Origin of the sequence: Pedobacter riviphilus (genome assembly GCF_014692875.1) — a bacterium.
GTDB lineage: Bacteria > Bacteroidota > Bacteroidia > Sphingobacteriales > Sphingobacteriaceae > Pedobacter > Pedobacter riviphilus.
Map to the genome: position 1 here is coordinate 3268748 of NZ_CP061171.1, position 15380 is coordinate 3284127.

The 15380-nt window shown below is 39.9% G+C and carries 8 protein-coding genes; all 8 read right to left on the reverse strand.

All coding sequences use genetic code 11. The features are described 5' to 3' along the window. Positions 1-152: 152 nt before the first annotated feature. Positions 153-2606 carry a glycoside hydrolase family 31 protein gene (locus H9N25_RS13350; RefSeq protein WP_190326217.1) on the reverse strand — a complete coding sequence of 818 codons (2454 nt, stop codon included), beginning with the start codon at positions 2604-2606 and terminating at the stop codon, positions 153-155. Positions 2607-2608: 2 nt separating this feature from the next. Then, a complete protein-coding gene (locus tag H9N25_RS13355) occupies positions 2609-5110 on the reverse strand; it encodes a glycosyl hydrolase 115 family protein (protein WP_190326218.1) in 2502 nt (833 codons plus the stop codon). A 5-nt stretch (positions 5111-5115) separates the two neighbouring features. Continuing rightward, the gene (locus tag H9N25_RS13360; protein WP_190326219.1) at positions 5116-6243 is read right to left on the reverse strand and encodes a glycoside hydrolase family 88/105 protein; all 1128 of its coding nucleotides are present in this window, start codon (positions 6241-6243) and stop codon (positions 5116-5118) included. Between the two features lie 16 nt (positions 6244-6259). Further along, complete coding sequence (locus H9N25_RS13365; RefSeq protein ID WP_190326220.1) at positions 6260-9163, reverse strand: exo-beta-1,4-galactosidase; 2904 nt, start codon at positions 9161-9163, stop codon at positions 6260-6262. A 95-nt stretch (positions 9164-9258) separates the two neighbouring features. Then, positions 9259-10053 (reverse strand): rhamnogalacturonan acetylesterase, encoded by a 795-nt coding sequence (locus H9N25_RS13370; RefSeq protein WP_190326221.1) that lies wholly within the window; start codon positions 10051-10053, stop codon positions 9259-9261. 124 nt (positions 10054-10177) lie between these two features. After that, positions 10178-10942 (reverse strand): rhamnogalacturonan acetylesterase, encoded by a 765-nt coding sequence (locus tag H9N25_RS13375; RefSeq protein WP_190326222.1) that lies wholly within the window; start codon positions 10940-10942, stop codon positions 10178-10180. Positions 10943-10967: 25 nt separating this feature from the next. Continuing rightward, a complete protein-coding gene (locus tag H9N25_RS13380; RefSeq protein ID WP_223833376.1) occupies positions 10968-12743 on the reverse strand; it encodes a rhamnogalacturonan lyase in 1776 nt (591 codons plus the stop codon). A 134-nt stretch (positions 12744-12877) separates the two neighbouring features. Further along, positions 12878-15280: a carboxypeptidase-like regulatory domain-containing protein gene (locus H9N25_RS13385; RefSeq protein WP_190326223.1), complete on the reverse strand. Its 2403-nt coding sequence runs from the start codon at positions 15278-15280 to the stop codon at positions 12878-12880. Positions 15281-15380 lie beyond the last annotated feature (100 nt).

Consider the following 15380-nt stretch of genomic DNA (forward strand, 5'->3'; position numbering starts at 1 on the left):
AATTTTATTTTTTAAGGGGTTTAATTAGGTTAAAGCCCTTTTATTTCTTTAGTGGTCAGCGTTACCACGAACCACTAATTATTATTTTATACCAAAACTGGAATCCCTCAGTTTCGGTCTGTGGGGACACAAACCAAGGAACTAACCAACCGTCAATTCACTACAATAGTCAAATCAGCACTGTTATCTCCAGCTGACTTAATCCAGAGTATCTTATTTTTTATATCATAAAACCAACCTTCAGTTTTAGCCAATTGGTCTGCTGTCTTTAAAACGCTTAATTTAACCCCATTTTCTGAAACGACATTAGGATTTACCTTTCCTGTCCAATGTATTTTAGCCAAGTATTTATGTTTAGTTGGTTTAAAACTACCTGTTGGTTTAGCCACTTTCAGGGTAAGATTGGCAGCTGTTAATGATGAAGTAATCTTAGTTAAAGCAAAGTTTCCAGTTTTGTATGCCGAGCTTAAGTTATCATCTTCATACATTTCATATTTTGATTCGCCATAAGGAAAAACGTCCAAAGTAATTACATCTACTGGTTTCTCACCACTGTACACCATTTCAGGTTGCATCGGAATGATGCTACCCGCTTTAACAAACAGCGGAATGGTATCCAAGGGTGCCACCACATGGTGATAACTTTTACCTTCGTATTTTTTGCTTGTCCAATAATTAAACCAGGTACCTGCTGGCAGATAAACCGAACGGGTAATGGCACCTTTGGTAGTTACCGGAGCAACCATTAAATTATCGCCAAACATATATTGATCGCCTATTTCGTACACATTTTCATCATCCTGATGGTTAAATACCAAAGCCCTCATCATCGGCGAACCTGTTTCGTATTGTTGATGCATACTAGTATACATATAAGGGAATAAACGGTAACGCAACAGATCGTATTTTTTGAAATTACGCAAAGCATCCTCACCATTTTTCCAAGGTTCTTTATAACCGGGGTGATCCATCCCAAAAACAAGGGCAATCGGACTGAACATCCCAAACTGTACCCAACGGATATACAGCTCCGGATCGGCCTGATGTTCGAAACCGCCCATACAGTGTGCCCATGAACCTACGCCTGAAAGACCAACATTTAGGCCGGCTTTAATTACCGGAGCAAAGTATTGCCATTCGCTTGGCCAATCGCCAGCAAAAATATATGGATAACGTTGAATGCCCGAATAACCTTCGCGGGTTTGATTTAATCCCCTAAAACCGTTAAACTTTTCGAACTCCAAAAACGGTGCTTTGGCATAAGCGATGGGAAATAGATTATGTAAACGTTCTGCATCTTTACCGGTTGGACCAACTTTTTCACTCTCATTGGCCAGCGAACCAAAAGCACTTCCTTCATCGGTTTTCAGAAATTTAGCGCCTAATTTTGCTACCCGCATTACACCGTTATCCCACCACCATTGCGTAGCCTTTTCATCAAAAAAGTTTACAAATTCGCCGGGTTTACCATTTTCGGGATAAGTGTAACCCTGCGCTCTGGCCTGATCTAACAGGTTTAATTTTTTGGCGTTATCAAACCGTGGACGAAGGTGTAATCCAACCATTTTATAATTCAAGGCATAAATGCTATCGAACATCGATTTTGGATTTTTAAAGGTTTCCCTCCATTCGAAAGAAGTTGCTCCTTTACCCCCATTTTCGCCGAATAAGCGCCAGGTAGAATCTAACCAAAGCAGATCAACCGGAATGCCTAATGCCCGGTACTTCTTTGCCAGCTCAACTACATAATGATCGGAAGTTTGCGCCTCATGGCCCCATGTACCACCACTGTATGTACCCGCATGTAAGCCTAAAGCAAACTGCGGTAACATCGGCGATTTGCCGGTGATACTGGTATAATGATCTAAAATAGCCGGAAAAGTTGGTCCGTACATGAAATAATAATCCAATTCTCCATCAGCAGCTTTAAAACTGTAATGATCTTTTTTGGAAGCGCCCATATCCCATTCGGTAGCAAAAGAATTATGCAAGAAAATACCATAACCTTTTGTACTCATAAAAAACGGAACGGGGCAATAATTGGCTTCCAATATATTGTAGGCACCAATGGCATGCGGCAAACCTTTACCACGGCCAACGTTTAACGTTACTTTTTTAAAGCGGCGATCCATAAAATCCATGCGCTCGCCAAAACCAAAGAAATGCTCATCGGCCTGCAGTTTTTTAGTTACCCCAACCCGTGTATTTTCTTTAACTACCCCTCCATTTACTTCGCTACTCAGTAATTTACCTCTGGCATCAAAAACATCAACCCTGAACGGGCTTTTGTATAATTTAACGACCAACTTTGAAGTGGCAAGCAAGAAATGATCTTTTTTATCTGCAACTTTAACCGCTACATTAGCCCAGTTGTAATTAATCACCATCAGATTTTCGTTGGCATCGAATTTCCCGTTCCAACTGCTTCTGAACCTGAATATTTCTGGTGTACAGAATTCTAATTTCACCTCTCCTTTAGTCGTTAAAAATGAAATGGTATTATCCGTTTTCTTAAAACCAGATTTATAATCGCCAATGTTTTGTGCCCTGGCAATGGCAAGCATAAAAATTAAGGATAAGGCAAAAGCTAAAAGTTTCTTCATCATATTTATTGTATTTCCAACTGGTTAATTACCAAGCCCGGATCGAGCATATAAATTTTCACAGTCGATTTACCTGTTTTATTAACCTCATGTTTGGTTATGCCCGAAGCGTAACCCTGTAATACATTTTGTTTCCAGGTATTATTTTCTGAAGCCGGAGAAATATTAATAACCTGTGGCTGATCATTATTTACCGAAATGGCATAACGTACTTTAATACCATTATTAACGCCTTGCGTAGGTAGGCATTTCACTTCTATCTGGTGTTCGCCCTGGGTTTTAAAATCAATATCATAAACCATAAAAGCAGCATTTTGAAGTGCCGTTTCGCCAATTGATTTAAAAGTAAAAGGATAAAGCGAAATGCCATCGCCACCTAAACCCAGTCCTTTAAAGGTTTGTAAAGATAGTCCCTTCGGCACTGACTTCTCGGCATATTTAGCCGCACGAACAATGATTTTATTTTCAGTTTTCACTACTGTACCTAAGGGCTTCGTGGCCACAGAATCGGCCACTTTTGGCATTTTAAAAACGGTTAAATCGCGTGGTTTCCAGCTCATCATTCCGTTCCACTTGCCACCTGCAATTTCTTCATTGTATTTTTTGGTAATCAACTGAATCTGCTCAAAAGCAGCTTTTGATTTTTTCGAATAAGTTAACGCCGATTCTTCTCCTCTTGCGGCTAATTCCAGACTTTTCTTTGCATATAACATCTTCTGGTTCATCAGCATGGCACCTTCAACCGGATATAAAATTAATTCAAAATAAGCGTCTTTTAACCGTGCTGGCATCTGATCATTTAAATTTTTAGCCTGATCATAAATCTTTTGGTATGCAGCCAAACGTTCTTCGGCCTGGGCATCAGTAAAATTAACATTGGCCATATGCTCTGGCTTAGCGGCCTGCGCCAAGCGATAATAAATTGCTTTTATTTCGGCAATGGGTTTTGCAAATTCAGCACCGAAAGTCTCAGCCGCCCAGCTTTCAGCATAATTATCCGCATTTTCGGGTTTCCACTGGTTTACATTCCAAGCCAAATCCATGGCAAACTGCGTTTCCATTTCTGCAGGTTTAATATCGCCCACATTTATGACCCAAAGGCGATCGGCTTTGTACTGATATGCCTTAGTTAACTCATAAGAAATCAATGATGGAGAAATGGAAGACAGCCAAAGGTAATCTTGCGGGGCACCCCAATAAGAGATGTGATAATACACGCCACTTCCACCTGAGCGTTTTTGCTCTTCAGGGTTCGAAAGCTGACGGATGTAACCGTGATTATCGTCAGCCCAAACAATGGTCACATCATCAGGTAGTTTTAAGCCAGCCTGATATAATGAAAGTACTTCTTTGTAAGGGCAAAAAATCTGCGGAATGGAGTTTGCAGGTTTAGTAATGTTCTTGCTTAAAATTGCCCTTTGATCAGTTATGATTTCTTCTAACAACTTTACTTTTGCATTTTTATCTTTTGGTCCTGGCATGCTACCATCGTGGATACCACGCATCCCCACAGTATAAATCGATTCATAATTTTTTGCTTGTTTTACCCGGTCGGTCCAATAGTTTGCAATTTCGTTTTTATTCAGATCGTAACGCCATTCGCCAGGTTTTTTACCGTATTCATGCTCAAAATTCTCGGCCCATTCGAAAACATTATTCCTGAGCATGGGCTCACAATGGCTAGAGCCTAAAACAATGGCGTATTTATCGGCCAATACCGGATTATCGGCATAATAATAAAATGCTTTGGTTGAAGGATGCATCCCCGGCCAGATGTAGTTGGCTTTTAAGCGTAGCAGCAGTTCGAATATTTTGGTATAAGTTTTCGGGCCGATATCTTTTACATCAGTATCCATCATTTTAGCAGCCCAGGGTTGGATTCCCCAATCCTCGTCGTTGATAAAAATACCCCGGTATTTAACCGATGGTGATTCTATTAAAGGTTTACCAGCTTTAATGTATAACGATTTTTTTGTTGCCGGTTTCACATCAGCCCACCAACAGAGCGGAGATACGCCAAGCATCCGCGACAGCTGGAAAACGCCATAAGCAGTCCCACGTCTATCGCTGCCGGCAATTACCAATGCTCTTTTTACGCCTTTAGTAGGATTTTCGATTACTGAAACTGAAAAAGTTTCCCATTTTCCAGATAAAGTACTGCGGTCTATTTTCCCTTCCCTAGCCAATTGATCGATATAAAACGATTGTCCAAGTGTGCCAATAATGATTGGGTAAGCACTTAAAGTAGAATTATTTTTAAAAATGCGAGCGGTTATACCTGTTAACAAATGGATATCATCTTTAAACGCTTCGGCAGCAATCTCAACAACTTCAGCATCTTTTTCATCGATGTAAATTGATGCCGCTTTTCCTCCATCCACAATCGGGAAAGATGAAATACTATTAATTTCAGAAACAGCAATGCCTGCCCTTTGCGCCATATTTTGTTTGGGCAACAAGAACAACAACATTAATACCATTAAACCAGCTAGATTTCTGAAATTCATTTTAATTATTTTGTAAGCTTGTAAACCTCAGTTCCGGCCAATAGGAAACAACCCAAACCGTAATCTTCAAAATCGGGTACACTGGTATAACTTACAGGCTGCCCGTCTTTTGGTTCCTTACCTGTTCCTTGCATAAAACCGATAAAACCATTTTTTTGAACGGCATCTTTCGTCATGACATTCCAGGCTTTAGTAATGATAGGCAGATAAGTAGCCTTATCTAAAATACCCTGATTTACCCCCCAGGCCATGCCGTACACAAACAATGCAGTACCCGAAGTTTCTTTTCCGCCAAAATGTGTAGCATCATGCAAACTTACGTTCCAGAAACCATCAGCACGCTGGATTGGCACCAAAGCTTTGATCATTTCGTGGTAGGTTTTTAAATATTCATTGCGGTGAGCTTCATTTTCAGGGATAATTTCCAATACGCGCACCAATGCGGCAACCACCCATCCGTTTCCTCTGGCCCAATAACAATCTTCACCATTTGGTTCTTTATAAGGTGGAACAAAATCTTTATCACGCCACCAAAGGCCATCTTTAGCATTGTACAAGCCACCACCCTCGGTATTTTTAGCATGCATATACATTTTGTACATGTAATTGTAATAAGTAGTATCATTGTATAATTTACCCAATTTGGCAAAAACGGGCATACCCATTTGTATGGCATCAATCCAGGTCCAATCGCTTACCTTACCCGATTTAATTACCAGATCGATAGAGGCTTTAATATCTTTGATGCGTTCGGGTTGTTTATCAATTAGGTAAAGATCGATATAGGTCTGCCCACAGGCCTGATCGTCTGCATTTTTTGTAACAATACCATTTCTTAAGCCCCAGTTATGCTTTTCGCCCCATTGAACGGCATAATCGTAATATTCTTTTTTAGGATGGATTTTATAAAGATTCATTAATCCTTCGTAATACACGGCCCTTGTCCAGATGTTGCTCGGCCGCTCCCTATTGGTTATGATTGATTTCCCCGCATCAGGCCATTTATCCATGAAATAAGCATTCGTTAATTTTAATACTTTTAAAACCTCCTTTTTATTCGGGATTTTCTGTGCCATAAGTAGCTGGACAGATATACTTAGTAGTATAGCAGAGGTAAATATAAATTTCTTCATAGTGGTTTGGCTTATCTTAATTGGTTTTTGGTTTTACTTTTAGCTCATCCGGACTATCTTTTGTAAAGGTATCGAACTGAATTTTCGAAGGGCTTTCAAAAATATCTTTTATGGTATTAAAAGCCACTTCATACTTTGGATTAAACTGATCGGACATCATATATTGCTGCAAACTGAAATAGAGTTGTTGTGCTGCAGGCGAATCTTTTAAATCGGGCGAGAGATTGGCACTAGAAACAATCAACTTTCCCTTGCCAACTTTCGCCTCAAAAACCAGTGCCAAACGGCGGTTCAGAAACCAGGTATCAATTGGTTGAATAATTGGCTTAAATCCTGAAGGGAAATCTTCAAGGTTCATTACCTGCGATTTGTTTACGATTTCCCACCACTGCATATCGCTGTGGAAATCGGTCGGAAAGTTGTTAAAAGCAGCATGTTTTGGATCACATAAAATACCCAAAGTATGAGGCGGGCGCATTTTAAACCACGAGGTATTCCAAAAAACAGGTAGAAAAGTTTGCACTACTTCTTTCCCTTTTACCACTTTGCCTGCTGCATTGAGAAAAACATTGCCTCCCTCGGCCAAAACAGCCTGCGCTTTGTCATCTAAACTGGTACAGTAGTATACATTGCTTTTAACCTGTGGCAATTGTGCAGGGTAAACCCAGAAACTCCAATCGTTGGCAAATTCAGTTCCATCAACGGTAACCTCCAGTTTCAATTTTGTTGCTTTTGTAATACTATTTAACGGAAATTTAATTTCTCCGATGGCAATACAATTGGTAACAGCTAAGGTTTTAGGATTGAAATTACCTTTTGCCACATTTGCTCCACTTTCATCTTTGAGGGTCCAGGAGAGTTTTGCATTTTCGATGGGCGCTTTACCAAAATGTGCCACCTCTATGGCAGCTTCCAGGGTTTCTGCATTGGTAAATACAAACTTTGAAACTTTTAAAAGAGGTACAGTGCTGTTAGAAAAACGCTTGAATTCTTTAGCCGCGATATAACCTTTTTCATCCCAGAAGGCATCTAAAACACCTACAAGTGCTGTTCCTTGTCCTGGGTAATCATTTAGCGACAATAACTGATAGCCGTTGTAATTCGGTGTGCGTAATGCTTTTTCAATTTCATTTTTATAACAGAGGGCTTGTAATTTACCCGAAACCATTAAAAAATCGTGCCCTTGATCGGCCATATCGTGGTCTTTAAGATCCTCCTGGAACATTTCGAAGTTTTTCGCACGATAAACACCTATATATTTTTTTATTTCATCGAAATTAGGAAAGGCACAATACTGCCCCATTTCGTGCGCTACAAAAGGAACCGTAAACTGTTCGATCTGTTTGGCATAGGTGGAAATACTTTCTGGTTTTCTGCCCCAATCTAAACCTCTTGCACCAGCCCGAACCATATATTCGTTATTTGGAATAACCGGCCAGCTACCACCAACTGATGCACCTGTATATAATCTTCTCGAATCTTTAGCTTTCCAGTAATTATTGAATTTGGTGAGGTATTCTACTTGTCTGCCACGCGGTTCATTTCCATAGGCCATCATACAAAAAGAAGCATAATTGCCATAGTTTTTAGTCATGCGATTGGTTTCGTCGTAGATAAACTGATCAATTGGTTTTCTATCTCCGATAGATGAACCATGATTGGCCCAGCTTGGCCCTTCTGGCTGAAGGTAAAAGCCGATTTGATCTGCAGCGATAAAAGCAGCTTCTGGTGGGCAAAACGAATGGAAGCGCATGTGGTTTAACCCATGAGCCTTTGAAATTTTAAAAATGCGTACCCATGCAGCAACATCCATTGATGGATAACCTGTTAACGGAAATTCGCAATTGTTAACCGTACCACGTAAAAAAACCGGACGACCGTTAATTTCAAAAGTTCTGCCCACAGCTTTAAACTCACGCATGCCGAATTGTACCTTTTTCTCATCTTTTTGGCCATCTTTAGATAGTAAAGTAGCTGTTAAACGGTACAATGCCGGGTCAAACTCATCCCAGGTAGCTATTTTATCGCCCATTGGCAAATTGATTTCCAAAGCACCATCACCATTTGTAATTTGGTAAGCCACTGTTACAGGCTTAACCTGAAGTAAATTTGTGGTATTGAAAGTTGTAGCAGCAAGCGTAACTTTTCCGGCAGATGATTGGTTGGTATTAGCTTTAAGCTGGATTTTAATCTTAGCAGATTTATTCTTTAAATTGGGATAAACCTGAATATCTTCAAAATACACAGGCGAGCCAGCCACCAGCTCCATTTTACCCACCACACCATTCCAGTTTCCTTGAGTGTGATCGGTTAAACTATGCGAATCCTGCCCCACATTTATCGCTTTGATGCGATTGTCAATCAATAAAGTAACCGTATGTTTCCCTGCTTTTAAATTTGCCGGGAGTTCAAAATTTTGCGCAACCACAAAGGTATACTGGGTCCCGATTTCAATATCATCTACCCAAACCTTTGTTTCAGAATGAGGATATTCTAAAGATAACACCAACCTCTTACCCTTCCAATTGGCAGGTATTTCAATATCTTTCTGATACCATGCCGCACCTGTATAATGTTTGGCAGGGGTTAACCAGAAAGGTATTTTTAAGCTGTCGGGTTTACGATATTTTTCTAAACGGGGGTGAAAAAAGTACGAGCTATCATAAATACTTCCGGTCCATTTTGTTTTAAGGGTAATGTCATCGCCCTTTAAGTTTTCGGCCATTGAACCTGGCAGATTAACTGATTCGGGAAGAATGGTGGAATACCATTTTCCTTTTATTCCTTCATCCTTAGCATCAATTTTGAAACGCCACTTGCCAGCAAGCGAGATGCTCTGGGCATGTATTTGTGTAATGCTTAAAAGTACAAAAGCAATGCCTATCAGCACTTTGAAAACTCGGTTAACCTGTATCTGCATAAAATTGGACGGTTTATCACTGCCGGTATTTGGTTAGGCGGTTAAAATAACATAATATTGGCAGGAAAGCATCCTGTAGTATCCTGCCCGATGGCTTATTTCAGGTAGCTATTCAGTTTATTGTTTTTTAATTTCCTTAAGCCTTCTACCACTGCAGCCGAGTTTAACCTCGCTCCTGCTTCGTTGGTGTGTGTATGGTCTTTTTCTGTAAAAAATGTCTTTACCTCAGTCGCGCTTAAAGCAGCATATTTATCTTTAATGATCTGGTTTAATGGGATAAAATCGACTTTTTCGGCCTTTGCAACTTCTTCTGCCCAGCCTGCATAACTATCGTTAACTAAAACTACGGCATTATCTTTAACCGGATTACGTGGAATCGGCGAGCATACAATAGCTGTTGCACCTTTGGCTTTAATATCGCTAATAAATTTGCGCAGGTACCAACCATAAGTGTAAACCACTTCCTGCTTTTTCTTAATCGGGTTGTAAATTTCCTTGCTTTCCGTTCCAATGCCTTTTATGGTACCACGGGCACGGGCAGTATCATCTAACGGGCTGCTATCGTTATGACCAAACTGCATCATCACAAAATCGCCTTTTTTTACTTTTGCCAAAACAGCATCCCACAAGCCATTGGTTTGGAAGGTACGGCTGCTCGTACCACCAAGTGCATCGTTTTCTACATTGATTTTTTCAGTGTTGAATAAACCTCCGATAAAACTTCCCCAGCCCCATAAAGCGCCGTCGCCTTTACCTTTTCCGTTTTTAACCGTAGAATCGCCAATGAGGAATAAAGTGGGTTTATCTTTTTGTTTAAGGATTATGCACGAAGAAAATATGACGAATGCACCAATTAGGGTTAAGCTTAGATATTTTTTAGTTAATTTCATTGTTATTATTCGAGTGATTACACAAATTATTGGATTTACTACCTTCGGGATGATTACACAGACTATTAAATTACACTGATTACTTTTAGGGTGGCTTACATTAGCCTTTGGTCTTTCTCCCTTATTAAAGCAGATACTTTTTCAAATTACAGTCTTTTAGTTCCTTAATCCCCTCTACTACCGATTCAGCGTTAACTTTTGCACCTTCCAGATTGGTATGGGTGTGGTCGCCGGGGAAATAGCGTTTTACTTTATCTGGCCCCAGCGCATCATATTTATCGGCGGTGATTTTATTCAAGTCGACGAAATAAGCATTTTCTTCTTTCGCAACTTCAGCGGCCCACTTTCCAAAATCGTTATTGGCTCGAACCACTTTACCATCTTTAAAAATGTTTCTTGGAATCATCGAAAGTACAATCGGCGTAGCGCCTTTTGCTTTGGTTTCGCGCACAAACTTGCGGATATACCAGCCATAGGTATGTACAGTTTCTACCTTTCCATCGGGCCAGGTTAATACTTTGGTTTCTTCACCGGTTCCTTTTAATACACCTCTTCTGCCGGCTTTTGTGGTATCAGGTGCGCTTCCGTCGTTGTGCCCGAACTGCATGGTAACGAAATCGCCCAGCTTTAATGTTTCCAATACCTTATCCCATCTGCCTTCAGACAAAAAAGTTCGTGTACTTCTTCCGGCCATGGCATTATTTTCGACATGAATTTTTGTGGTATCAAACAGTGAAGCAATAGGCGTTCCCCAGCCCCAGGTTTCTTTATTCGAATTGCGAACGGTAGAATCGCCAATGGTATGCAACGCAGGTTTATGTTGAGCGATAAAGGCAAAAAAACAAATAATAATGATCATTCCCGCCAGGATAAAGCTGTATTTTTTCATTTTTTATAATTATTTATGGTATTTATTAATGTTTTTTGGGTTCTACAAGTACAATATTAGGTTTAGGTGCTTTCTTCATACCAAAACCGAAGTAGAAACCCGTATGTGGTGGTTGATTGTAGCCATCATTTTGCCAGGCGATGCTTAAACGGTACTGCGGATCGTGCATTAAAGTATAATTACGGTGTTCTGTAGGTATCGTTGTGGTATAAACGCGTAAACTTTGGTTATCATACGATCTTAAGATCAGTTCTTCACGCCAATCGCCAAAAATATCGGCACTTAATGCCGGTGTAGATTTGGTTCCATTGTTAGAAATAGCCCCATCAGCCGTAAAAAGCCTGCCGCCATTGTATTTATCGATATGGTTTGCATCTAAAAGTTCTCTTGATAAATCGCCGTCCCAGTAAATTACAAAATTGGTCGATCTTGGCTGATCGCCTATTCTATTGCCTTTAATATCGTATAAGCCATTCGAGCCCGACCACCACATCTGCGCACCGAAACGTGTATTGTCGATATTATCGGCCACTCCTCTACCCACGTCCTCATCAGGTGATCCTTTCCATAATATTTCGCCAGTTTTGGCATCGTAAACAGCCACACCAGCACCTTTTGTACCTTCTTCTATTTCATGTATGCCAAAAACTTCCAAACCCGGACGATCAGGATCAAGATCTGAAACATGAATGGCATCACCATGCCTCAATCCTGTGGTATATAAACCTTTTCCATTATCATCTACACACATCGAACCGTAAATAATTTCATCTTTTCCATCACCATCTACATCTGCAACCGTAAGATTGTGGTTTCCTTGTCCCGAAAATGGATTTTTAGCATCTTTACTATCAAATACCCATCTGGAAGTTAATTTGCCATTACGCCAGTCCCAGGCTGCTAAAACCGTTCTGCCATAATAGCCCCTGCACATCACCACGCTTGGATGGATGCCATCCAAATAAGCCACACAGGCATTAAAGCGATCTGCACGGTTGCCCGTATTATCGTTTTTGCCATTGCCACCTCTGCCACCCCAGGCACCAATATTGCCACGGGCAGGAATATAATCTGTTGTGGCTAATGCCTCTCCGGTTTTACCACTAAATACGGTTAAAAATTCGGGGCCATCTAATATTTTGCCATTCGGGTTGCGCCAATCTTTGGTCGAATCGCCAATTACTTTTCCTTTGCCATCTACCGTTCCATCGGCAGTTTTACATACCATTTCGGCAATGCCATCGCCATCCAGGTCATACACCATAAATTGTGTGTAATGTGCTCCTTCGCGGATGTTTTTTCCTAAGTTAATCTCCCACAAAAAAGTTCCATCTAACTTATAAGCCTGAAAAATTGGGGGATCAGTAGGCCCGTTCGATGAGTTATCCCTGCTCCGCCCTGTTTGGTGCAGTACAATTTCATATTCGCCATCTCCGTCTAAATCGCCTACAGAAACATCGTTAGGTGAATAACCCACAGGTGTTTTTAAAGGAATGGTTAAATATTGCTGAACTGGCGAATTGGCAACCAATGTAAAAGATTTACTCGCGTCCAATTCTTTGCCATTTAAAATTGGTTTTACAAAATAACTATTCGAAAGATCAAATTTAACCCCAGCATCTACAAAATTGGTACTCTTGGTAATGGGATCGAGATTGAGTTTTATGGTTTCGTTATTTCCGCTTTTGCGGTATAGGTTAAAAGCAATGTCATCAGCATCAGTACCCAACATCCGCCAGCCTACATAAGCAGAATTGCTACTTTGCCGTACGGCAATTACACCCCGGTCGAGTTTTTCCATTTGGCGCTGAGCGAAAAGTTGAACCGTGCAACATAAGCTGATGAAAAAACAGGAAAATCTGATGGTTTTGATCATCATGGCTAATGTACAAGCTTAATTAAAAAATACAATTGATTCATGGCTTATCTAATCGGTTATTGAACTTTATAGGTTGTTTTGGCTGATACGGCCACTCCTTTATCTGTAATTCCATCGGCTTTGATCAAAATATCGGCTTTATTATCTCCATTAAAATAAGTGATGGTTGCTTCACCATTTTCGTTTGTTTTTACTGCTGGTGACCAGAAAATGGTGGTGCGTAAATCTTTATTTGGTGTTGCCGGACTGCTATAATTTGGCGAATAAAAAGTCCTTGCGGCATAATAACCGTTTAAATTAAGGTTCAGTAAATCTAAATTTGGTCCGCGCAAAGCTTCATCTTTCAAATTAAGACTAATCAGGTACACATCTTTTCCGCTACTGTTTAACAAATGCTGAATTTTAACCTGATTAATCTGATCCATGGTTAAACTGTAGTAATCTAAGCGTTCGGTAAAGAGTTCCTCTCTGTTATTTACTTTTATTATCGGCCTAACCCTTTTTCCATTGGCAATAAAAGTGACTCCTTCATTGCCCAGCGTATCATTTTCTTCTGCCGGATAACTTCCTTTAGCCTTTGTTAATAGAAAATGTTCTAATCCTTTATATGAATAATCGGCTGCTGTAATATTGAAAACCTCTTCAGGGTAACCGAATGACGTAAGTACATCCTGAAACAACGTTACCTTGTTGTTTTGGGCCGCCTTAATTTCAATATCTTTAAGGCTGATCGAATCGCCAAACTTGTAAGTCCGGTTATAATCCATGCGCTTTCCTATTTCTACATTCAGGGTATTCGAAATTCCAGATGATATCGTTTTTAACGGTGTCAAATTTAAAGGTTTAATCAATGTATCAATCTGTAACCAGCCACCTTTTTTCCCTTTATCATCTTTTGATGAAATTTTTACTGTTTGATTGCCATACCAACTCAGCCCATCCAGGAAATAGCGCCCATTCTGATCGGTTTTCGTGGTAAAGATTTTATTGCCTGTAAAGTTGGTGCCAAACAGGGTAATATTCATATTCGGGATTGGTTTATCAGCCAGTTTCTCTCTTACCATTCCTTTAATTGTGATGCCAGGCTCGGGCAAATAACTTATTTTAATAGCAGAATCGGCCAGTTTTCTCCAGATATAATCTCGCCAGCCCTGGGTAAGCAACAATAAGTCGAGCTGTTTTAAACGAGACGGGTTTTTAGTATCAAAATATTGTGCAGCATTTTTAATATCTCCCTTTACTTCCGATTGTAACATCAAATACGAAACAATATCATTTCCATCATCAGGAATAAGCCCATCAACGGCAGCTAATGAAAATGCAGTTTTAGCAGGCTGGCCAAGAAAATTAGTCGCTTTTACTTTAATAACCACCTTCTCTCTCGGCTTATAAACGTTTTTACTTAGGCTAAGCGAGAAGTTCACTTTATTTTCTTCTTGTATAAAAATAAGCCGTTCACAATTTGGCCTGTTCTGATCATCTAGTAACGTTATGCTTGCAATGCCATTCGGTAAACCTTTAGTTGGGATAGACACTGATACTGTAGCTTTACTTAATTTAATTGATCCGGAATAAATATTATCGCCTGCATGTTTAATGACAAGCGAAATGGTCTTATCCCGCAACTCACCGAACATTAACTCATTAGCACTAATATTTGCCTTGATATTTAAAGAATCGGTGGTAACATGTAATGAAAGTCCTTTTTTAAGACTTGCCGGCATTTCTGACGAGAATTTTTCTTTGCCATAAAATCCTTCAACCTTATATTTCTCATCTGTTTTAGGCGTAAAAGCAAAAATACCTATCCCCACATCGGTACTTTGAAAAGTAGTTACGGTATCGCCTTTTGATGAAATTATGCTACCTGTGGCTTTAATTCCATTCCCAGCATCATCATTAGTTTTAAAGGCAACGATACTGGTCAATCCTTCAACCAATGAGCCACCCTCCGGGAAAAATGCTATCATTTTTTTCGAATTGGAAACATCGGCTTTCTTAGCTGGATTACGCGTAAAATAAGATCTGTTTTCGATCACGTTATTGCTGATATAAATCCTTTTTTGAAAAACAAAATCATCGCCAAAGTTCCGCATCCAATTGGTGTAAGCCCTAATGCCATACCAACCAGTAGGAATAGAATCTTTTAGTTTAAAATCTCCTTTTCCCAGTCCACCATCCAGCCTGATCATTTTCCGGTCTAAAACTTCTGATTTTGGTGAAAGCAGCTCAACATATAAATTATTGCTGGTTGCGGTTAAACTGCTGCTTTTTCCATTTACCAAATAGGCGCTAAACCAAACATCCTCACCGGTGCTGTAATAACTACGGTCTATCTGCAGGTATGATTTCTCAAAAAAGAGTTTAACCGATTGTTTATCTGCAGTTTTTTGCTGTGCCAAACCACAAAGTGTTAATGAACTTAGGAGGCTAAGCAAAATGTATTTTTTGAAATTCATATTAATTTGTCCATTAGGAAAAACAAAATTTTGCACACAAAACCCCTTCAAAAAAACATAGTCATACCAGAATATTGAAGAAACGAAGGCTCATCATGTG

Bases quoted from the DNA above. Each gene is read 5' to 3' on its own strand.
- H9N25_RS13365 (WP_190326220.1), bottom strand. From the start codon at position 9,163: ATGCAGATACAGGTTAACCGAGTTTTCAAAGTGCTGATAGGCATTGCT.
- H9N25_RS13375 (WP_190326222.1), bottom strand. From the start codon at position 10,942: ATGAAAAAATACAGCTTTATCCTGGCGGGAATGATCATTATTATTTGT.
- H9N25_RS13380 (WP_223833376.1), bottom strand. From the start codon at position 12,743: ATGGAAAAACTCGACCGGGGTGTAATTGCCGTACGGCAAAGTAGCAAT.
- H9N25_RS13355 (WP_190326218.1), bottom strand. From the start codon at position 5,110: ATGAATTTCAGAAATCTAGCTGGTTTAATGGTATTAATGTTGTTGTTC.
- H9N25_RS13350 (WP_190326217.1), bottom strand. From the start codon at position 2,606: ATGATGAAGAAACTTTTAGCTTTTGCCTTATCCTTAATTTTTATGCTT.
- H9N25_RS13385 (WP_190326223.1), bottom strand. From the start codon at position 15,280: ATGAATTTCAAAAAATACATTTTGCTTAGCCTCCTAAGTTCATTAACA.
- H9N25_RS13370 (WP_190326221.1), bottom strand. From the start codon at position 10,053: ATGAAATTAACTAAAAAATATCTAAGCTTAACCCTAATTGGTGCATTC.
- H9N25_RS13360 (WP_190326219.1), bottom strand. From the start codon at position 6,243: ATGAAGAAATTTATATTTACCTCTGCTATACTACTAAGTATATCTGTC.